Source organism: Gillisella terrae, assembly GCF_004801395.1.
Taxonomy (GTDB): Bacteria; Pseudomonadota; Alphaproteobacteria; order Rhizobiales; family Rhizobiaceae; genus Allorhizobium; species Allorhizobium terrae.
The window spans coordinates 48,483-67,726 of sequence record NZ_SSOA01000014.1 but is presented as its reverse complement, the minus strand read 5'-3'; the positions used below and the strand labels follow the sequence as shown (position 1 = coordinate 67,726).

The window sequence follows — 19,244 nt, the reverse complement described above, 5'->3', positions numbered from 1 at the left end:
GCGGGTCCGTGCGTTGCGTCTTTATTCTGTCGCGGATTTGTGATCTAGACCGAATAAGACATGGGCTGCACTGATCGCAGCCAGCCTCCAAGGAGAGAATGAATGACCACCAAGACCTATCCGGTTTATGGCGAAATCACCGGCCCGATCGTCATGATCGGCTTCGGCTCTATCGGCCGTGGCACCCTGCCGCTGATCGAGCGCCATTTCAAATTCGACAAGAGCCGGATGGTGGTGATTGACCCGCGCAATGACGATGCAGAGCTGTTGGCAAAGCATGGCGTGAAGCACATTCAGGCGCATGTGACCAAGGAAAACTACAAGGATCTGCTGAAGCCGCTCCTCACCGAAGGTGAAGGTCAGGGTTTTTGCGTCAATCTGTCTGTCGATACCGGCTCGCTAGACCTGATGAAGCTCTGCCGCAAGCTGGATGTTCTCTATATCGATACCGTTGTTGAGCCTTGGCTCGGCTTCTACTTCGATAAAAACATGAAGAATTCCGAGCGCACCAATTATGCGCTGCGCGAAACCGTGCGTCAGGAAAAAGCCAAGAACCCCGGCGGCACCACGGCTGTGTCGACCTGCGGTGCCAATCCGGGCATGGTATCGTGGTTCGTCAAGCAGGCACTGGTCAACCTTGCCAATGAGATCGGCCTGAAGTTTGAAGAGCCAACGGTGAACGACCGCGAAGGCTGGGCCAAGCTGATGAAAAAGGTGGGCGTCAAGGGCATTCACATTGCCGAGCGCGACACCCAACGCACCAAGAACCCCAAGCCGCTGGATGTGTTCTGGAACACATGGTCGGTGGAAGGCTTTATTTCTGAAGGCTTGCAGCCAGCCGAACTGGGCTGGGGCACCCATGAAAACTGGATGCCGAAGAACGCCAAGAAGCACAAGAAGGGCTGCAAGGCGGCCATCTATCTGGAACAGCCCGGTGCCAACACCCGCGTGCGCACCTGGTGCCCAACCCCCGGCCCGCAATACGGCTTCCTGGTAACGCACAACGAGTCCATCTCGATTGCCGATTACTTCACGGTTGAGAAGGATGGCGAAGTCACTTTCCGCCCAACCTGCCACTATGCCTACCATCCGGCCAATGATGCCGTTCTGTCGCTGCACGAAATGTTCGGCAATGGCGGCAAGCCACAGCCTGTTCTACACGTTCTCGATGAGAACGAGCTGGTGGATGGCGTCGACGAGTTGGGCGTTCTGCTCTACGGCCATGAGAAAAACGCTTACTGGTATGGTTCGCGCCTTTCGCTCGAAGAAACCCGCGAAATTGCACCGTACCAGAACGCCACCGGCTTGCAGGTAACCTCTGCGGTTCTGGCCGGCATGGTCTGGGCGATTGAAAACCCCAAAGCCGGTATCGTGGAAGCCGACGAGGTGGATTACAAACGCTGCCTGGAAGTGCAGATGCCTTACCTTGGCCCGGTTGAAGGCCACTACACCGACTGGACCCCGCTGGATGGCCGCCCCGGCCTGTTCCCGGAAGATCTGGACACCAAGGATCCTTGGCAGTTCAAGAATATTCTGGTGCGCTAAATCGACCTGGCTCGATAGAACAAAAGCCCACTACTGCATAATTCCTTAAATCGGAATCGATTTAAGGTGAAAATTATGCAGCAGATTAAAAGTGTTACAGCGTCCTTTGTGCGCCATATATGGCGCACGGCGCTGTAATGAGTCATTGGTGGGCTTTTTCGCATATGTTTCCGTAATATGCCTGTGAGCAAAACAGCAGGCAGGTGCCTCCTGCCTTGCATTTCACGCCTTGAAGCTGCATGGTCTGGTTAATATTTTATGGACGGTCGCGGTCGCATGCACGACCATATCCCGCCTGAAGGAGACTGTTATGAAGATCACAACCATCACAACCCTCCTGATCACCGGCCTTGCGCTTTCATCGTGCATGATGGGTGGCCCGGCACCTCGACAGGTATCCTATTCGCCAGCGCCGCAGCCCATGGGCGTGGATGGCTCCTGGGTTGACCCGAACGGCATTGTGTCCACCTTCCAGGCCGGGACATTCTCGACGCGCTCTTCTGATAGCAACGCGCTTTTGGCCTCGGGCACCTATGTCAACCAATCGCCAACGCTGGTTGAAATCAACATGACATCGCTGCTGCGCAAGACGCAATCGCGTGTGAATTGCGCCCTTGTTACCCCAGACCAGCTGAATTGCACCACAGATTCGGGTGCCAATTTCTCCCTGCGCCGCAAAAGCTGATCTTGTTCCCAAAGTCATGCTCGGCGCTGTGCCGAGCATGACAACGTGTTTATTTTACACATAATATCAAGTGCTTATTCAACAGATGCAGCCCCTTGGCACCATCCCGATGGTGACCAAATGTCGGACCATAGGTTTGTTACCAACCTGAACCAATCTCTCCTGCATATTTTCCCTTCCCGCATATTTTCTCTTGCAGTCACGTTCGCGTGATGAAAACATGCGGACATGCGCTACCCCTACAATAAACCGTCACAAAAGCCGGGTAGCAATCGGGAACCTTAAATTTGCGGAGAGACTGGATGTTGAAGAGATTTAGATTTGGCCTGCTGAGCGCTTCTGTGCTGGTGCTGTCATCAAATGCGGCCTTCGCCGATTTCGAGCTGAACATCCTGCATATCAATGATTTTCATTCCCGCATTGAAGCCATCAACAAGTATGATTCGACCTGCACCCCTGAAGAGCAGGGCAAGAATGCCTGCTTTGGTGGCATTGCCCGTGTGAAAGCGGCGATTGATGAAGCCCGCGCCAAGCTGGCTGGCAAAAATGTGCTGACGCTCGACGCTGGTGACCAATTTCAGGGCTCGATGTTTTACACCACCTATAAAAGTGCGCCGGTGGCCGATTTCATGAATGGCATCGGTTTTGATGTCATGGAAATTGGCAACCACGAGTTTGATGATGGCCCGGAAGAGCTGCTGAAATTCATCAACGCGCTCAAATTCCCGATGATTTCCGGCAACACCATTACCGCCTCCGACAGCATTGTTGCTGGAAAATACCAGCCCTATGTGGTCAAGGATTTTGGCACGGAAAAAGTCGCCATTGTTGGCGTGCTTGCCGCTGACAGTGGCGAAACATCCTCGCCGGGCGACAAGATCTCCTTTCTTGATCCCATTGAATATCTGAAAAAAATTGTGCCCGAAATTGAAGCCAAGGGCATCAACAAAATCGTTCTGCTCTCGCATGTCGGCTATGCCGAAGACCAGCGCATTGCCGCAGCTGTTGATGGCATTGATGTGATTGTCGGTGCCCACAGCCACACCTATCTGTCCAGCACCGACCCCAAGGCATCGGGCCCCTACCCGACGCTGGTGAAGAACCCGGCGGGCGTTGAGGTGCCAATTGTCACCGCTTATGCCTATTCCAAATATCTCGGCGAGTTGAAGGTGGTCTTCGACGACAAGGGTGTGGTAAAATCGGAAGAAGGCGCGCCGAAACTGCTGGATTCCTCCGTGGTGCCCGATGCTGCCTATGCCGCCAAGGTTGCGGAGCTGGCCAAGCCACTGGAAGAAGTCAAGCAGAAGGTGGTGGGCGAAACCACAGCCGTGCTGGACGGCGGCAGCAGCGCCTGCCGCAATCGCGAATGCTCGATGGGCGATCTGATTGCCGATGCCATGCTGGACCATACCAAAAATCAGGGCATTACCATTGCCGTGCAAAATGGTGGCGGTGTGCGCGCCTCTATCAATGCAGGCAAGGTCACCATGGGCGACGTGCTCACCGTTCTGCCGTTCCAGAATTCGGTTGCCACCTTCCAGCTCAAAGGCAGCGATCTGCTGGCCTCGCTGGAAAATGGTGTGAGCCAGATTGATGATGGTGCCGGGCGCTTTGCGCAAGTTGCCGGGATGAAATATTCTTTTGATCGCTCCAAGCCGGTTGGCAGCCGCATCACCTCGGTTGAGGTGAAAGATGGCGACGGCTACACCGCGCTTGATCTCGAAAAAGTCTATGGCGTGGTCACCAACAACTATATGCGCTCCGGCGGCGACGGTTATAAGATTTTCGCAACCAAGGGCCAGAATGCCTATGACTTTGGCCCAAGCCTCGAAACCGTAACCGCAGATTATCTGGGCAAACATAGCCCCTATACGCCTGTGGCAAGCAATCGCATCACGGAAGTCACTCCGAAAGATTATGTAGCACCGGCAGCCCAGCCGAAAACGGCAGCCGCCGCAACCGCGACAGCACCGGCGACACCTGCCCCGGCTGCCTCAGCGCCAACTGCCGCGGCACCAGCGGCACCAGCGGCACCAGAAACGAAAACCGCAGCCTATACCGTTGTCAAAGGCGATAGCCTTTGGAAGATTGCCGAGCGCGTCTATGGCGATGGTGAAGCCTGGACAAAAATTTCCGCCGCCAACAAATTGCGCCACCCCAACCACATTGAAATTGGCGAACAGCTGACATTGCCTGCGAAATAAGGGGCCTGCTAAATAAGGGGCCTGCCAAATAAGGGTTCTTACCGTTTTAAAGCTGCGGCTGGGGGCAACTCCAGCCGCTTTTTTATTGATATGAATGTGCACAGTGCTGTCCGTCTCCTATGGCGCGCAAAGGTTCGGTGCAGCACTTTATATCTGCGGCATAATGCGCAGGCCGCGCTGCCAAGAAATTATAGAGTAGACAGTGATCTCTTCTCGCGGCACATACGTATTGAATGATATTTCCTGACTGAGGCATTCCAGATATGAGCGCACAGATGAACCACCTTCCGGCCGATCACCCCGTTGTCAAGTTTGGAAAGGTGGGCGTTCTGCTTGTCAATCTCGGCACACCGGATGGCACGGATTACAAATCCATGCGTCGGTATTTGCGCGAATTTCTCTCCGACAAGCGCGTGATTGAATGGTCGCGGCTGTTTTGGTATCCGATCCTCTATGGCATTGTGCTCAACACCCGCCCCGGCAAGGTTGGCAAGGCCTATGAAAGCATCTGGAACAAGGATCTGGATGAAAGTTATCTGCGTACCTACACCCGCAACCAGGCAGAGAAAATGGCGGCATCCTTTGCCGACATGCCCAATGTAATTGTGGATTGGGCCATGCGCTACGGCCAGCCGTCGATTCAGTCAAAAATGAATGAGCTGCAAAAAGCCGGTTGCGAAAAAATCCTGCTGTTTCCGCTTTACCCGCAATATGCTGCCGCCACCACGGCAACGGTCAATGATGAAGCCTTCAGGGCGTTGCTGAAAATGCGCTGGCAACCGGCGCTTCGCACCGTGCCGCAATATAGCGACAACGCGGTCTATATCGACGCGCTGGCCAATTCGATCGAGGCCCATTATGCGTCACTCGATTGGGAGCCGGAACTGCTGCTCACATCGTTTCATGGCATTCCAAAATCCTATTTCATGGCGGGCGATCCCTACCATTGCCAATGCTACAAAACAGCACGGCTTTTGCGTGAACGCCTCGGATGGAACAAGGACAAGCTGATGGTGACCTTCCAGTCACGCTTTGGCCCAGAAGAATGGCTGCAACCCTATACCGACAAAACGGTAGAGAAACTGGCCAAGGACGGCGTCAAGCGTATCGCCATCATCAATCCCGGTTTTGTCTCCGATTGTCTGGAAACCCTTGAGGAAATTGCCGGCGAGGCAGGCGAAATTTTCCATCACAATGGTGGTGAAAAATTCACCCACGTTCCTTGCCTGAATGATAGCGCCGATGGCATGCGCGTTCTTGAAGATGTCGTCAGACGGGAACTGATGGGCTGGGTGTAAGGCTAAACATCATCAAGGCCCGGCATGGACACCACGCTGGGCCAACCCTTATGCAGTAGATTGAAATTGTTACAGCGCCGTGCGCCATACATGGCGCACGGCGCTGTAAATCGAGCGCGGAGACCGCTATTTGCACAAAAAACGGACAATAAAAACATTCAAAAAAATATCGTCAAGGAATTGTAATATATAGATTTTTCGACAAAACAGAGCGGATCAAACCCTAAATTACCCAAAACTCAAAAAGTAATTTTTAATAATTGCCATCGTAAAACACTCTGATCCCTCCGCCTAAGGGCGGGGTTTAAATTGGAGGGTAGTTTCGTGAAAATCAGCGGCAAAATATATTCCTTAGTCGCTATATTAGGAATTGCGGCACTCATTATCGGTGCCATGGGGGTATTTGTAACCCTTCGTTATAACAATAAAACTGCAGAATTAATGAATATCTCGGAACGGGCCTTTCAAGGTGAGCGCCTTAACCGCTACGTGACGGCCGTGGTCATGGATGCACGCGGCATCTACGCCTCCAAATCGAAAGACGATGCCGCAAAGTTCGGCACCGGCGTGATGCAAAGTCTGAGCGAAATTGATACGACTCTGGCAACCTGGGGCAAATTAATACCCGAAGACCAAAAAACCGGCTTCAACAGCATGGTTGAAAAAGCATCTGAGTTCCGCAAGTTTCGCAGCGAGACGGTGCGCCTCGGAAAAGAGGTTAGCCCTGAAGCGGCCAATGAGCAGGGCAACAACGAAGCCAACCGCAATAATCGCAAGCAATTTCAGGCTGAAATCGACAAGATTGTCAATGCTGACAAAGCCCAGCTCGATGCCATCCGCTCGTCCTTGGGCGCGTTTGGCACGACCATGATGACGTTGATTACCTCCGCCACCATCTTGTCGATTATTATCGGCGTAAGCTGCGGCATCTACATTGGTGTCAACCAGTTGAGCCGACCGATCACAGGCCTCACCGCCACCATCAAGCGCGTTGCCGATGGCGAGTTTGATACCGATGTGGCCTATAGTGACCGCGCTGATGAAATTGGCGACATGGCCAAGGCTGTTCGTATTTTCAAAGAAAACGGCATGCAGGTTCAGCGTCTGAACGCACAGGAATCGGCCATGCGCGCCAAGAGCGACGATCTGCAATCGAGCATTTCAGCCGTCGTTGAAGCCGCCGCCAGCGGCGATTTCAGCAAGCGCATCGACAAACATTATGACGATGCCAATCTGGATCGGTTTGCCGCCAATATCAACACGCTGCTCACCAGTGTCGATCAGGGCGTCAGCGAGACAGGCCGGGTCATTGCCAGCCTTGCGGCAGGCGATCTGGAACAGAGCATGAAGGGCGAGTTCCGCGGCGTTTTTGCCGAGTTGCAGTCCAACGTCAACAGCACGTTTGAGCGCCTGCGCGAAGTGATTGCCAATATCCGCTTCAAGGCAGATGGCATCCATAGCAATTCCGACCAGTTGAGCAAGGCGACCAACGATCTCTCCCAGCGCACCGAGCGGCAGGCCGCAGCGCTTGAGCAGACGTCTGCCGCCCTTGAGCAAATCACGATCGTGGTGCGCAATTCGACCGATCGAACCCAGGAAGCAACCCGCATCGTCTCGACCGCCAAGGAAGATGCGGCACAGTCGGCAATTGTTGTCGGCAATGCCGTGGAAGCCATGGGCCGGATTGAACAGGCCTCCAATGAGATTTCCAAGATCATCAACGTGATCGATGAAATCGCCTTCCAGACCAATCTCCTGGCGCTCAACGCCGGTGTGGAAGCGGCCCGCGCAGGCGAAGCTGGCAAGGGCTTTGCCGTCGTCGCACAGGAAGTGCGCGAGCTGGCGCAGCGGTCTGCCAATGCAGCCAAGGATATCAAGGCGCTGATCAACAAATCCGGCGAGGAAGTGGGCGGCGGCGTGGCACTGGTGCAAAAAACCGGCAAGGCGCTCTCGGCCATTGAAGCACAGATTTTGGCCATCAACGACCATATCCATTCGATTGCCAGCTCGGCCAAGGAGCAATCCACCGGCCTGCAAGAGGTCAACACCGCCATCAACCAGATGGATCAGGTGACCCAACAAAATGCGGCGATGGTGGAAGAGACCTCTGCCTCCACCCACAAGCTTTCGCAGGAGGCCGATAACCTCGCGCGTCTGCTGGAGCATTTCAAGGTCAAGGACGTCAATCAACAGCACCGGATGCCAACCGCTTCGCCACAAGCTGCGAAACCGACAGCCCGGCCTGTGCCCTCTCCTGTCCATGCCAGAATGCAGACCGTTGCCAAAGCCTTCACAGGCAATAGCAGTGCTCAAAAAGTTGCCAGCGCCAGCCCGGCAAAGGCACCGGCGATGATGACAGCAACCTCCAATGACAGCTGGGAAGAATTCTAGAGTCTGTGAGGGAAAAATGTAGACCGGTTTTCGGATAAAACCGGCACGTAAAAAAGCCGACACCGCCGTGCATTTAAAAAACGCACGGCGGTGTCGTGCTTTAGACTCTGTCAGGTTCAGATTGAACCTGACAGAGTCTAAACTTCTTTGTTTTGTTTGTCTTTTCGGAAAAGCCGGGGTCCACTTTTCCCTGACAAACTCTAACTCTTGAAGAGTGTTTGCAGGAAAGCAATCAGAGATGGACGCCACACATCCATTTCATGCTGCAAGTCTGGATATTCATGATACGTGTGGGTGATTTTTTTCTCGTCGAGAATAGCCTTCAAGCCTGCGATATCCTTGCCGGTCACCTGATCTTTTGAGCCAACGGTGACGGTAAAATTGCGCAATGCCTTGTTGATTTTGGCCGGGTCATTCAAGGCAGCCTCAACCGCTTTGTTTGGCACCGTTGTTGTCGATACGCCGCTGAAAGTGGCGACCCAGCCGAATGTGCCCAAATGGGAAAGGCCAGAAACCAGAGCCTGATAACCGCCTTGCGAAAGTCCCGCCACAGCCCGACTGTTGGCATCACTGCGGACACGATAATGGCGCTTCATATAAGGAATGAGATCCTCGATCAACTCCCGATCAGCGGCCTCGGCATTTACCGGATAAAATTCCTTGCGGCGCTCTGAACCCGCAACATTTTCGGCAATCGCCTCTGGCACATCGGTTTCCGTATCCGGGATCACCACAATCATCGGTTTGATTTTTTTCTCAGCCAGAAGATTGTCGAGAATTTGCGGCGCGCGTCCCTGTGTGACCCAGGATGCAACCGTATCACCAAAGCCATGGTACAAATACAAAACCGGCAGGGGCTTTGAGGTGTCGAGATAGCCCGGCGGCGTGTAAACATACATTTGCCGCTCAGATTTCAGCACCTTGGAGTGCAACGTCACCAGTCTCAGATCACCATGGGGCACATTGCGTGTATCCAGAATGCTGCCAGGAACCAGAATAAGACTGGTGTTAACCTGCCGCTGGGGCTTTGGCGCGTTGGTGCCAGTATCAATGCTGCGAAAGCCATCGACATTGAAATAATATTCATAAAGATTAGGCTTTAGAGGTTCGGTTTTGACGCTCCACACCCCATCCTCATTGCGTTGCAGCGCCATGGGGTCACGCGAGCCAAGAACAACCGATACGGCTTTGGCCGAAGGAGCAAAAAGCCGAAACGTGATCGACCCATCCTTTTCGACGCTTGTGATAAACCCATTCAACGGACGATCTGCCGGAGGCGCTGCCGGTCGATCAAGAGCAAAGGCTGGAATACTCACGGCACAACCCGCCGCAACCAGCAGGGAAAAAAGCAAACGCATGATGAAATATCCTCCACATTCAGCATAGATGGTTCCTCAACCCACGCCAAAGTGACAGATGCGGTGAATATTTCAATGCAGGATAGCTACCGCATAATTTTCTCCCTAAATCGGAATAGATTTAAGGAGAAAATTATGCAGCAGATTTAAAGTGTTACCACGTCCTTTGTACGCCATGTCTGGAGATAGGCGCTGCATTACACGCCGCGCTTGTTGCCCCAGAGCAAAACATGCAGCTGCGGCAGCACGGTGGCTGCAAACCAGCGATCCTGCATCACCCGATCCACCAACCAGTGCACACGGCTCATGATGCCGTCCATATCAATCACCGCATCAACATCTTCGGGCGGCGGTGGCGTATGGTTTCCCGGCTGCAAATAGGTCGGAAGATGCGGATAACGCGCACTGGCCGCTTTGGCATAGGCGTAATCGGCCTCATCAAACACAACGAACTTCAGCAGTGTTTGCGGCTTGTTGCCTGCTTTTTCCAGACAGTCATCAAGGGCTTTCCAATCGGTTTCCATGCCGCTGGAGGGCGGCTTGGGTGACAGCACCAGCACGTCCAGCTCGGCAAACCAGTCGCGCGCAATCGAGCCTTGGGTTTCCAGAGCAAAGCGATAGCCGCGCTGATGGCCATGGGCGATCAAACCATCAAGCGGCTGAATGGCTGGATTGCCGCCCGAAAGCGACACCATCAACGGCACGCCACCGGATAGATGTTCCACCTGCGCCCAGATGGCATCAACCGCCATCGGCTGCCATGTATCGCGAAACTGGCTGTCAACCGCATGCAGACTATCACACCAAGAACAGCGATAATCACAACCGCCCGTACGCACAAACACGGTGGGCTGACCAATCAGCACGCCCTCACCCTGAATGGTCGGGCCAAAGATTTCGCTAATGCGGATTTTGCCGCCCAGTTCCTTTTGTGTTTCACGATCCCGCACCGCTGTCCTATCCAAACCATGCGATTCCGTTGTGATCCGGTACATGCTCACACACCTTCGGCTTTGAAGCCGGAGGTGGCAGAGCGCCAGAAATCCGGGTCTTCATAATCGGTGGGATCAGCAACGCCTGCCAGATGAAAAGCCTCGCGCCGCTCCACACAGGTGCCACAACGGCCGCAATGGCGCGCGCCCCCCTTGTAGCATGACCATGTATCGGCAAAGGGTGTGCCGTATTTGGCACCCTCAACGACAATCTCTGACTTTGGCACGGTGACGAAAGGCGACAGCAGTGTCACATCGGCATAGCCTTCCAGCGCATGGTTTTGCATGGTCTGAAACGCATCAATGAAGCCGGGGCGGCAGTCGGGATAGATGAAGTGATCGCCCCCATGGACCGCCACCGCCACCGCATCGGCCTTTTTGGCCGCAGCCACACCAAAGGCAATGGCCAGCATGATGGCGTTGCGGTTTGGCACCACTGTGATTTTCATGGTGTCTTCGGCGTAATGGCCATCCGGCACATCGAGATCATCGGTCAGGGCCGAGCCAGTGAGGCTTTTGCCTATTGTGCTGATATCAATGATTTGATGCGGCACACCCAGCGCTTTGGCGGCACGGGCGGCAAATTCCAGTTCTTTCTTATGACGCTGACCGTAATCAAACGACAACAAGCCAATCAATTGTTGCTCGCTTGCGATTTTATAGGCAAGCGAAACGGAATCGAGTCCGCCAGAGCAGACAACGAGAGTCTTCATGGTTTTAGTCCTTGTTTTATCCGGGTAGGCTGCGACCGGTGGTGAAAACCGCGGCTCTCATAGTCCAGAATGGCAAGTTTGAAAACCCACCCGAACGGGTAATCGTCTCTTCGCCGTCAAAATACGCCATTTGGCCCGCCCATCGGTGCCCCTGCACTGGTAAATCAGACGGCAACGACCTACATAAACTCCAGTATTTTGAAGGTTTTGGGGAGATGATATGACCGGCTTTGATATTCTCGTCGTTGCTCTTGTGGGCTTCGTTATTCTCGTCTTGCTGGCGGGCATCAAAACCGTGCCGCAGGGCTATCGCTATACCATCGAGCGTTTTGGCCGCTACACCCGTACGCTGGAGCCCGGCCTGAACATTATCACCCCTTTCATCGAGACCGTTGGCGCAAAGATGAATGTGATGGAACAGGTGCTGGATGTTCCAACGCAGGAAGTCATCACCAAGGACAATGCCAGCGTTTCTGCCGATGCGGTGGCCTTTTATCAGGTGTTGAATGCCGCCGAAGCCGCCTATCAGGTGGCCAATCTGCAAAATGCCATTCTCAACCTGACTATGACCAATATCCGCTCGGTCATGGGGTCCATGGACCTCGACGAGCTGCTCTCCAACCGCGAAGTGATCAATGATCGCCTGTTGCGGGTGGTGGATGAAGCCGTGCGCCCCTGGGGCATCAAGGTCACACGCGTGGAAATCAAGGATATTCAGCCGCCAACCGATCTGGTTGCTGCCATGGGCCGCCAGATGAAGGCCGAGCGCGAAAAGCGCGCCCAGGTGCTGGAAGCCGAAGGCTTTCGAAACGCTCAGATTTTGCGCGCCGAAGGTGCCAAGCAATCGGCCATTCTGCAAGCCGAGGGCCAGCGCGAAGCCGCCTACCGCGAAGCCGAAGCGCGTGAGCGCTTGGCGGAAGCCGAAGCAAAAGCCACCAAAATGGTGTCGGAAGCCATTGCCGCGGGTGATGTGCAGGCCATCAACTACTTCGTTGCCCAGAAATACACCGAGGCCATGTCCACCATTGGCTCGGCCCCGAACTCGAAAATTGTGCTGATGCCAATGGAGGCCTCTTCGCTGATTGGCTCTCTGGGCGGCATTGGAGCCATTGCCCGTGATGTGTTTGGCGATAATGGCCAAGGCAAAACCGGCGGTTCGGCCAAGGCCAATACCACCCCTACCCGCCCATCGTCATCACGCAGCACACCTGTTGTGAACCCTTTCAAGCCTGAGGAGTAAGCGCCATGCTGCAATGGCTGGTGGAGGAACTGGGCCTTTGGAGCTGGTGGATTGCGGGGCTTCTCCTGCTAACGCTGGAAATGATCATACCCGGCATGTTTCTGGTGTGGTTTGGGGTCGGTGCACTTGCCACCGGCCTGCTCTCGCTGATGTTTTGGGGCGATGGCTTTTGGCCATGGCAGGTGCAGTTTCTCGCCTTTGCGATTTTCTCTGTGATTGCCATCCTGATTGGGCGCAAGCTGGTGAGCACCGATGCCGCCCGCAGTGACGAGCCCTTGCTGAACCAGCGCACCGCAGGTCTGGTGGGCCGGACCGCAACACTTGAAGACCCCATTCGCGAAGGGCGAGGCCGTATTCAACTCGATGGCACGTCATGGCCGGTCATGGGCCCTGACCTGCCTGCGGGTGCGCGCGTCAAAGTGGTCAGTGCCAATAAGAATGACCTGACGGTGGATGCAGCTTAAGCCACGCCCACCCGCAGCAAATCGTGGAAGTGGATGATGCCTGCGGGCGCGCCCGTTGCATCGGTCACAAACAGGGCTGCAATATTATGCTTGTTCAGCATGGCCATGGCGCTGGTGGCCAGCGTATCATGGGCAACGGTTTTGGGATTGCGGGTCATGACCTCATCCACGCGCCGCTCACCCAGATTGCGCGACAGGTGACGGGCAATATCGCCATCGGTGATAATGCCAATCAGGCACCCCGCGCCATCGACAATTCCCACGCAGCCAAAACGCTTTTGCGAAAGCACAGCCACCGCATCGGGCATCGGTGTGCCCTCTGGCACCAGCGGCACCGCCTCGCCCACATGCATGATGTCCCCCACATGGGTCAGCATCGCACCAAGCTTGCCACCGGGATGGAAAACCTTGAAATCATTGGCACCAAACCCGCGCGCTTCCAACAGCGCCAAAGCCAGTGCATCCCCCATGGCCATTTGCATCATGGTCGAGGTGGTGGGGGCCAGCCCATGCGGGCAGGCTTCCTGCACTTTTGGCAAAAGCAGCACAATATCCGCTTCGCGGGCAAGGGTTGAGGTCGCGCCAGAGGTAATCGCAATCAGCGGGATAGAAAAGCGGCGCGTGAATGAAATGATGCCAAGAAGCTCGCTGCTCTCGCCACTCCACGACAGGGCAATCACCACATCGTCCGGGCCAATCATGCCGAGATCACCGTGATTGGCTTCAGCCGGATGAATGAAGAAGGCGGGCGTGCCCGTGGAAGCAAAGGTGGCAGCAATCTTGCCACCAATGTGGTGGCTTTTGCCGACGCCGGTTAAAATCACCCGTCCAGAGCTTTTGCCAATCGCCTTGATGGCTTCGCAAAACGCACCCGACAGATCATGCCCACTTTCTGCCTGACCGGCGAAAGCCTGCTCCAGCGCCGCAAGGCCGCTTTGTTCGGTGGAGATCACACGCAAGGCCGTGTTCACTGCCGTTGCTTCTACGAGTTTGACATCGAGCTTGTTCATGGCTGTCCAATAACGCCAAGTTCGATCTCTGTCCATTCACCTTGTCAAGCACGCAGCAGAAAACCGACTGCTTTCTCTATACGAATAATTAACCATGGCAATTTACGTTTCGGTAATACTAAGGCCCATCAGAAATGAGTCGTGATGTCAAAGAGACGTAAAGCAGCCGCCCACCGGCCCAAGCGCGCATATTCCTATGCGCTGCTGGGTGCGTGCGCGTTAGGTGGCTTGCTCTTTTCGTCGCCCGGCATTGCCCAGCAGGCCGCCAATATGCTGGGCTTGCGCGGATCAACCTCGACAACGACACCCATGACGGATGGGGCAAACACCGACGCCGCAGCGGACACGACAAATGCACCAGTCGCCAGCCGCGCCAACCGCGATGACGAGACCACGACGCTGGATAGCGACAGCTTTCGCCGTATCACCAATGACGCGCTGGATGCCAATCGGCTCAATCTGCGGCAATCGGCTCTGGATGATCGGCGAAGCCTGAAAAAAACCAATGACGATGGCACCGGCATTCGCTTAGGCACGATGATTTTGCGCCCCGAAGTCTCGCAAGGGGTCAGTGTTGAGCGCAAAAGCGACAGCAGTGGCAACCGCCAAAACACCACCTTTTGGGACAATGGCCTGAAGGGCACCTTAACCTCGGACTGGTCCCGCCATGAGCTGACCGTGACCGGCAACGGCACCTGGCGGCAACGCATTGCAGGCGATCGGGAGAATGACCCATCCGGCCAGGTGGATGCCGCGCTCCGGCTCGATCTGGCCGACGACATGGCGGCACGGCTCACCACAGGCTATGCCTATAGTCGCGAGAGCAACACCGATCCCAACGCCATTCGCAATGCGCTTGTGCAATCGGGTGTTGGCCAGTTCACGGCGGGTGCCGTGTTATCGCGCGACGTTGGCAAGCTGAGAGGCTCGCTTGGGCTTCAGTTCCAGCGCTGGACCTATAGCAATGCCCAATTGAGTGATGGCAGCACGCTCTCCAATTCGGATCGAAACCGCAATACGGTGACGGTCTCGTCACGCCTTGGCTATGAAATCTCTCCAGCTTTCACCCCCTTTGTCGAGGTCTCGGCTGGCAAAACCCGCTATGACCAGACATTTGACAGCGCAGGCTATCAGCGCTCCGGCAATATCTATGGGGCCAAGGCCGGTATCTCTACTGATATGGGCGAGAAACTGCGCGGCGAACTGGCCATTGGCTATGAACATGCAAGTTTTGATGATGCCCGCCTGGATGGCATGGGGGCGATGACGCTGGACAGCACCGTCAATTGGTCGCCCCGGCGCGGCACCGATGTGGCCCTTGGCTTTGGCACCTCGATTGAGCCTTCGACCACGGCCGGAATCAGCGGTGATGTCGCCTATGCGCTCACCGCTGCGGTCACCCATGAATTGCGCGATGATCTGATTGCACGGCTGTCGGGTGGCACCACCTGGCGCAATTATGACAACGCCAGCCAGCTCAACAGCACCTATTACACCGCAGGTGCCGGTCTGACCTATCGCATCAACCGCTATCTCGATCTGACGGCCGATCTGGCATGGGCGCGCACCTCAAGCGACAATGGCAGCAGCGACCGCTCTCTCACCGCAGGCGTTGGCCTGACCTTGAAGCGATAAAAAAGCCGCCACCCCGTGAGGTGACGGCTGTTAGATGCAATTGCTTCGCGGCTTATTTCAACGCCGCCAAAATGGCCTTCAACGGCTCTTCGATCTGAGAGCGGATGTCTTCGCGCTCGATGGCGAAGGCAACGTTGGCCAGAATAAAGCCGTCCTTGGCACCACAGTCATAGGTATCGCCCTTGAAGTGGTAGCCCGCGAAATCCTGATGCTTGGCAAGCTTGAGCATGCCGTCGGTCAGCTGAATTTCATTGCCAGCGCCACGCTCCTGCGTTTCCAGAATCTTGAAGATTTCCGGCTGCAGAATGTAGCGGCCATTGATGAAGAAGTTGGACGGTGCTGTGCCCTTGGCTGGCTTTTCGACCATTTCGGTGATCTTGAAGCCGCCTTCCAGCGCTTCACCGACGCCGACAATACCGTATTTATGGGCTTGATCCGGCGCGCATTCTTCAACCGCGACGATGTTGCCGCCGGTCTTGTTGTAAAGCTCGACCATGCCTTTCATGCAGCCTTTATCGCCACGCATGATCATGTCGGGCAACAACAGTGCAAACGGCTCTTGCCCAACAATATCACGCGAACACCAAACCGCATGGCCAAGGCCCAGAGGCTCCTGCTGGCGGGTGAAGCTTGCGGAACCAGCCACCGGCAAAAGGCCGGACAGAAGTGTCAGCTCGGCATTTTTATTGCGCGCCTTCAGCGTCTGTTCCAGCTCGAACTGGATGTCGAAATAGTCTTCGATCACGCCTTTGCCACGGCCGGTAATAAACACAAAATGCTCAATACCTGCTTCTGCCGCCTCATCAACGACATATTGAATGACAGGCTTGTCCACAACGGTAAGCATTTCCTTCGGCACAGCTTTTGTGGCCGGCAGGAAGCGCGTACCAAGACCGGCAACCGGAAAGACGGCTTTACGAAGTTTTTTCTGTTGTCCCACACATTCCTCCTGGAGGATTATCAGCACTGCTAGAATTGCAGACGCCCCGATTACTAAAGATTTGCGAAGAAATTGCAAATCCGTTTGCGATTTCTCTAAATTGGTAAAGAATTTGTTGAGAGTATGGTCATACTCTGGAGCAGCGGTGCAAACGCGGGCTTGAACCACGGTTGACTAAATCGCCGCATAGAATTCTGGTGCACGGGCGCGTGAGCTCGCCGAATGCGACAGTGACCCAGAAGATGAACGCCATTTGACGATCTGGCACCCAAAACACTCTGGCCCACACAAACCGACGGATTGAGAAGCCAATGACAAGAGTTCACCTCCGCCGCCTTCCTGCAATCGCACTTGCCATGATGGTTGCATGCGCACCATTTCAGGCTCATGCTGATGCGGGTTTTCGCAAATGGATCCGGGATTTTTACCCCACGGCTGCGGCCAGCGGCATCACCGCGAAAACCTATAATCTTGCCTTTGCCAAGGTGAGCGATCCAGATCCAGAGGTGTTGCAAAAGGCCGGCTATCAGCCGGAGTTCAAATCGGAAGTCTGGGATTATCTCGACAGCCGGGTTAACCCTTACACCGTCAAGATTGGCCGCGAGATGCTGGCAAAGCACAGCCGCACACTGAGCGCCATTGAAAAACATTTTGGTGTGGACAAGCATATTCTGCTGGCCATCTGGTCAATGGAGAGCAATTACGGTGCCGTGCTCGAAAAGGACGAGCGCCTGCATTATGTGCCACAGGCTTTGGCAACCTTGGCCTATGCCGATCCGAAGCGCGCCGGGTTTGCCCGCAAGCAATTGATTGCCGCCTTGAAAATTTTGCAAAATGGCGATGTCAGTCCAAAGGAAATGACCGGCTCCTGGGCGGGTGCCATGGGCCATACACAATTTATCCCCACCAGCTATCTGCTCTACGCCATTGATGCCGATGGCAATGGCCACAAGGACATCTGGAATTCCATTCCCGATGCACTGGCGACCTCCGCCAATCTTTTGGCCAAGAACGGTTGGGAAAGCGGCAAAACCTGGGGCTATGAGGCCGTCGTGCCCCATGGTGGCGGCAAATATGCGGGCAAAACCATGACCTTGCGCCAATGGCAACAGCTCGGCTTTGTGCGCCCCAATGGCAAGGGCTTTCCACGCGCTGGCGACCGCGCGCAGCTGAAACTGCTGGCCGGAAGCAACGGTCCCGGCTTTTTGATGACCTCAAACTTTTTCACCATCAAAAAGTACAATGCTGCCGATACCTATGCGCTGGCTGTTGGCCTTCTCGCTGACGAAATTGCCGGTTATGGCGGCATGCAGCAGAAGTGGCCGCGTCCGAATGGTACGCTGGACATCAAGGAAAAATTCGAGCTACAAACGCGCATGAAGGCGCTTGGCTATTATAATGGCGAGGTTGATGGCAATTTCGGCTCCGGCTCTAAGGCTGCCATTTCAGCCATTCAACAGCGTATCGGCATGCAGGCCAATGGCGAACCCTCCAAGCCCTTGCTCGATATCCTGAGAAAGCACTGATAATCGTTTGACCACGACCGGGAATGCCAGATGATGAGCCGCAATTGCACCGTACCATATCTGTTGCGGCTTGCTCACCTGCTGCTGGCTGTGGTGCTGGCTTCCAGCGTGCTTGCGGATACGGCAAGCGCGCAAGATTATCCGCGCAGGCGCACCCTGCTGGATTTTCTGTTTGGAAGCTCCGCACCAGAGCAACCGCGCTACAGCCCAAGAGGTTATGAGCCGCGCGCCCCGCTCCCGCCCCGAACCCGCAAGAAAACGGTGACAAAGCCCGCCACGCCCGTGGCTCGCAAGCCAGCCCTTGCCGCGCAGACGCCGCCCGAGGGGCCGGCCAAGATTGAGAACGCCAAGAAAATTCTGGTGATTGGTGACTTCTTTGCAAATGCGCTTGGCGACGGCCTTGAAGAAGCCTTTCGGGATGCGCCCGGCACCCAGATAGAAACTCGCAGCAACGGGTCATCCGGGCTGGTGCGCGATGATTATTTCGACTGGCGCAGGCAATTGCCGAAAATGCTGGACGAGGTCAAACCCGCCATTGTCGTTGTGGATCTGGGCACCAATGACCGTCAGCAGATGACCGCAAGCGGCAATGACCAACGTTTTCCATCGGATGGCTGGTTTACCGAATACGAAAAGCGGGTCGACGGTATCGTCAAAATCCTGAACAACCGCAAGATACCCCTGATCTGGGTGGGGCTGCCTCCGGTCAAATCCCCCGGCATGTCCGCCGATCTGGTAAAATTCAACGCCATTTATCGCAAAGCCACTGAGCAGGCGGGTGGCGAATTCATCGATATCTGGGATGGCTTCGTTGATGAAAACGGTAGTTTTGTTTTGACCGGATCGGATGTCAACGGCCAACAGGCGCGCCTTCGTGGCCAGGACGGCATCAGCATGACCGCTGCTGGCAAACGCAAGATGGCCTTTTATCTGGAAAAAACCGCCCGCAAATATCTGGGCGATATGGCAAGCCCCGGCCTTGTGCGGCTTGATGCCACCAGTCTGCCCGAACTGACCACGCCGCAGCCGCCAAAAGACAATCCTGATAGCCTGCCGCCGATGAAAATCTCTGATCCGGCACTGGATGGCGGCAGCATTTTGCTGGGTGGCAAGGAAAAGCCAAGCCCCAACAAGACCCCCTCGCCGCGCGATGTGCTTGTCAGCACCGGAATTATGCCCAATGCTCCGGCTGGCCGTATCGATGATTATCGCGTGATCGATCCATCACAAAATAGCAAGTGAC

The 19,244-nt window shown here is 55.2% G+C and carries 15 protein-coding genes; 10 read left to right on the top strand and 5 right to left on the bottom strand.

Features of this window, described 5'->3' with window-relative positions; all coding sequences use genetic code 11:
- The first annotated feature begins 102 nt into the window (after window positions 1-102).
- The 5 genes from E6C51_RS18580 (at window position 103) to E6C51_RS18560 (ending at window position 8,123) form a co-directional block, all read left to right on the top strand.
- The gene (locus tag E6C51_RS18580; protein WP_190237101.1) at window positions 103-1,545 is read left to right on the top strand and encodes a homospermidine synthase; all 1,443 of its coding nucleotides are present in this window, start codon (window positions 103-105) and stop codon (window positions 1,543-1,545) included.
- A 310-nt stretch (window positions 1,546-1,855) separates the two neighbouring features.
- Entirely contained in the window at window positions 1,856-2,230 is a 375-nt protein-coding gene (omp10, locus tag E6C51_RS18575) for an outer membrane lipoprotein Omp10 (RefSeq protein ID WP_146937281.1), read from the top strand.
- 302 nt (window positions 2,231-2,532) lie between these two features.
- The gene (locus E6C51_RS18570; protein WP_190237100.1) at window positions 2,533-4,434 is read left to right on the top strand and encodes a 5'-nucleotidase C-terminal domain-containing protein; all 1,902 of its coding nucleotides are present in this window, start codon (window positions 2,533-2,535) and stop codon (window positions 4,432-4,434) included.
- Between the two features lie 275 nt (window positions 4,435-4,709).
- Entirely contained in the window at window positions 4,710-5,732 is a 1,023-nt protein-coding gene (gene hemH, locus E6C51_RS18565) for a ferrochelatase (RefSeq protein WP_407920832.1), read from the top strand.
- A 324-nt stretch (window positions 5,733-6,056) separates the two neighbouring features.
- Window positions 6,057-8,123 carry a HAMP domain-containing methyl-accepting chemotaxis protein gene (locus E6C51_RS18560; protein WP_190237098.1) on the top strand — a complete coding sequence of 689 codons (2,067 nt, stop codon included), beginning with the start codon at window positions 6,057-6,059 and terminating at the stop codon, window positions 8,121-8,123.
- 200 nt (window positions 8,124-8,323) lie between these two features.
- On the opposite strand, the gene E6C51_RS18555 is transcribed toward E6C51_RS18560, so the two are convergent.
- The 3 genes from E6C51_RS18555 to queC form a co-directional block, all read right to left on the bottom strand.
- The gene (locus E6C51_RS18555) at window positions 8,324-9,481 is read right to left on the bottom strand and encodes an esterase (RefSeq protein ID WP_190237097.1); all 1,158 of its coding nucleotides are present in this window, start codon (window positions 9,479-9,481) and stop codon (window positions 8,324-8,326) included.
- Window positions 9,482-9,678: 197 nt separating this feature from the next.
- Entirely contained in the window at window positions 9,679-10,476 is a 798-nt protein-coding gene (queE, locus tag E6C51_RS18550) for a 7-carboxy-7-deazaguanine synthase QueE (RefSeq protein WP_190237096.1), read from the bottom strand.
- Between the two features lie 2 nt (window positions 10,477-10,478).
- Entirely contained in the window at window positions 10,479-11,186 is a 708-nt protein-coding gene (queC, locus tag E6C51_RS18545) for a 7-cyano-7-deazaguanine synthase QueC (RefSeq protein ID WP_190237095.1), read from the bottom strand.
- Between the two features lie 220 nt (window positions 11,187-11,406).
- On the opposite strand from queC, the gene E6C51_RS18540 reads away from it, so the two are divergent.
- Together E6C51_RS18540 and E6C51_RS18535 are read left to right on the top strand one after the other, a co-directional pair.
- The gene (locus E6C51_RS18540) at window positions 11,407-12,426 is read left to right on the top strand and encodes an SPFH domain-containing protein (protein WP_190237094.1); all 1,020 of its coding nucleotides are present in this window, start codon (window positions 11,407-11,409) and stop codon (window positions 12,424-12,426) included.
- Between the two features lie 5 nt (window positions 12,427-12,431).
- On the top strand, window positions 12,432-12,890 hold the full coding sequence (locus E6C51_RS18535; RefSeq protein WP_190237093.1) for an NfeD family protein: 459 nt from the start codon (window positions 12,432-12,434) through the stop codon (window positions 12,888-12,890).
- Here E6C51_RS18535 and E6C51_RS18530 read toward each other — a convergent pair.
- Window positions 12,887-13,900, bottom strand: a complete 1,014-nt coding sequence (locus E6C51_RS18530; RefSeq protein ID WP_190237092.1) for a KpsF/GutQ family sugar-phosphate isomerase — start codon at window positions 13,898-13,900, stop codon at window positions 12,887-12,889. The two genes, E6C51_RS18535 and E6C51_RS18530, sit on opposite strands and share 4 nt — an antisense overlap.
- Before the next feature lie 144 nt (window positions 13,901-14,044).
- On the opposite strand from E6C51_RS18530, the gene E6C51_RS18525 reads away from it, so the two are divergent.
- The gene (locus E6C51_RS18525; RefSeq protein WP_190237091.1) at window positions 14,045-15,535 is read left to right on the top strand and encodes an outer membrane beta-barrel protein; all 1,491 of its coding nucleotides are present in this window, start codon (window positions 14,045-14,047) and stop codon (window positions 15,533-15,535) included.
- A 52-nt stretch (window positions 15,536-15,587) separates the two neighbouring features.
- On the opposite strand, the gene galU is transcribed toward E6C51_RS18525, so the two are convergent.
- Window positions 15,588-16,475 (bottom strand): UTP--glucose-1-phosphate uridylyltransferase GalU, encoded by an 888-nt coding sequence (gene galU, locus E6C51_RS18520; RefSeq protein WP_146937260.1) that lies wholly within the window; start codon window positions 16,473-16,475, stop codon window positions 15,588-15,590.
- A 311-nt stretch (window positions 16,476-16,786) separates the two neighbouring features.
- Between galU and E6C51_RS18515 the strand changes: the two genes are divergently transcribed.
- Entirely contained in the window at window positions 16,787-18,001 is a 1,215-nt protein-coding gene (locus E6C51_RS18515; protein WP_146937258.1) for a lytic murein transglycosylase, read from the top strand.
- A gap of 30 nt (window positions 18,002-18,031) precedes the next feature.
- Entirely contained in the window at window positions 18,032-19,243 is a 1,212-nt protein-coding gene (locus tag E6C51_RS18510) for an SGNH/GDSL hydrolase family protein (RefSeq protein WP_146937256.1), read from the top strand.
- Window position 19,244: the final 1 nt, after the last annotated feature.

Excerpts from the sequence above, each read along its gene's own strand:
- E6C51_RS18570 (WP_190237100.1), top strand. The coding sequence starts at position 2,533 with ATGTTGAAGAGATTTAGATTTGGCCTGCTGAGCGCTTCTGTGCTGGTG.
- E6C51_RS18540 (WP_190237094.1), top strand. The coding sequence starts at position 11,407 with ATGACCGGCTTTGATATTCTCGTCGTTGCTCTTGTGGGCTTCGTTATT.
- E6C51_RS18580 (WP_190237101.1), top strand. The coding sequence starts at position 103 with ATGACCACCAAGACCTATCCGGTTTATGGCGAAATCACCGGCCCGATC.
- E6C51_RS18525 (WP_190237091.1), top strand. The coding sequence starts at position 14,045 with ATGTCAAAGAGACGTAAAGCAGCCGCCCACCGGCCCAAGCGCGCATAT.
- E6C51_RS18555 (WP_190237097.1), bottom strand. The coding sequence starts at position 9,481 with ATGCGTTTGCTTTTTTCCCTGCTGGTTGCGGCGGGTTGTGCCGTGAGT.
- queE (WP_190237096.1), bottom strand. The coding sequence starts at position 10,476 with ATGTACCGGATCACAACGGAATCGCATGGTTTGGATAGGACAGCGGTG.
- E6C51_RS18515 (WP_146937258.1), top strand. The coding sequence starts at position 16,787 with ATGACAAGAGTTCACCTCCGCCGCCTTCCTGCAATCGCACTTGCCATG.
- queC (WP_190237095.1), bottom strand. The coding sequence starts at position 11,186 with ATGAAGACTCTCGTTGTCTGCTCTGGCGGACTCGATTCCGTTTCGCTT.
- E6C51_RS18530 (WP_190237092.1), bottom strand. The coding sequence starts at position 13,900 with ATGAACAAGCTCGATGTCAAACTCGTAGAAGCAACGGCAGTGAACACG.
- E6C51_RS18510 (WP_146937256.1), top strand. The coding sequence starts at position 18,032 with ATGATGAGCCGCAATTGCACCGTACCATATCTGTTGCGGCTTGCTCAC.
- hemH (WP_407920832.1), top strand. The coding sequence starts at position 4,710 with ATGAACCACCTTCCGGCCGATCACCCCGTTGTCAAGTTTGGAAAGGTG.
- E6C51_RS18535 (WP_190237093.1), top strand. The coding sequence starts at position 12,432 with ATGCTGCAATGGCTGGTGGAGGAACTGGGCCTTTGGAGCTGGTGGATT.
- omp10 (WP_146937281.1), top strand. The coding sequence starts at position 1,856 with ATGAAGATCACAACCATCACAACCCTCCTGATCACCGGCCTTGCGCTT.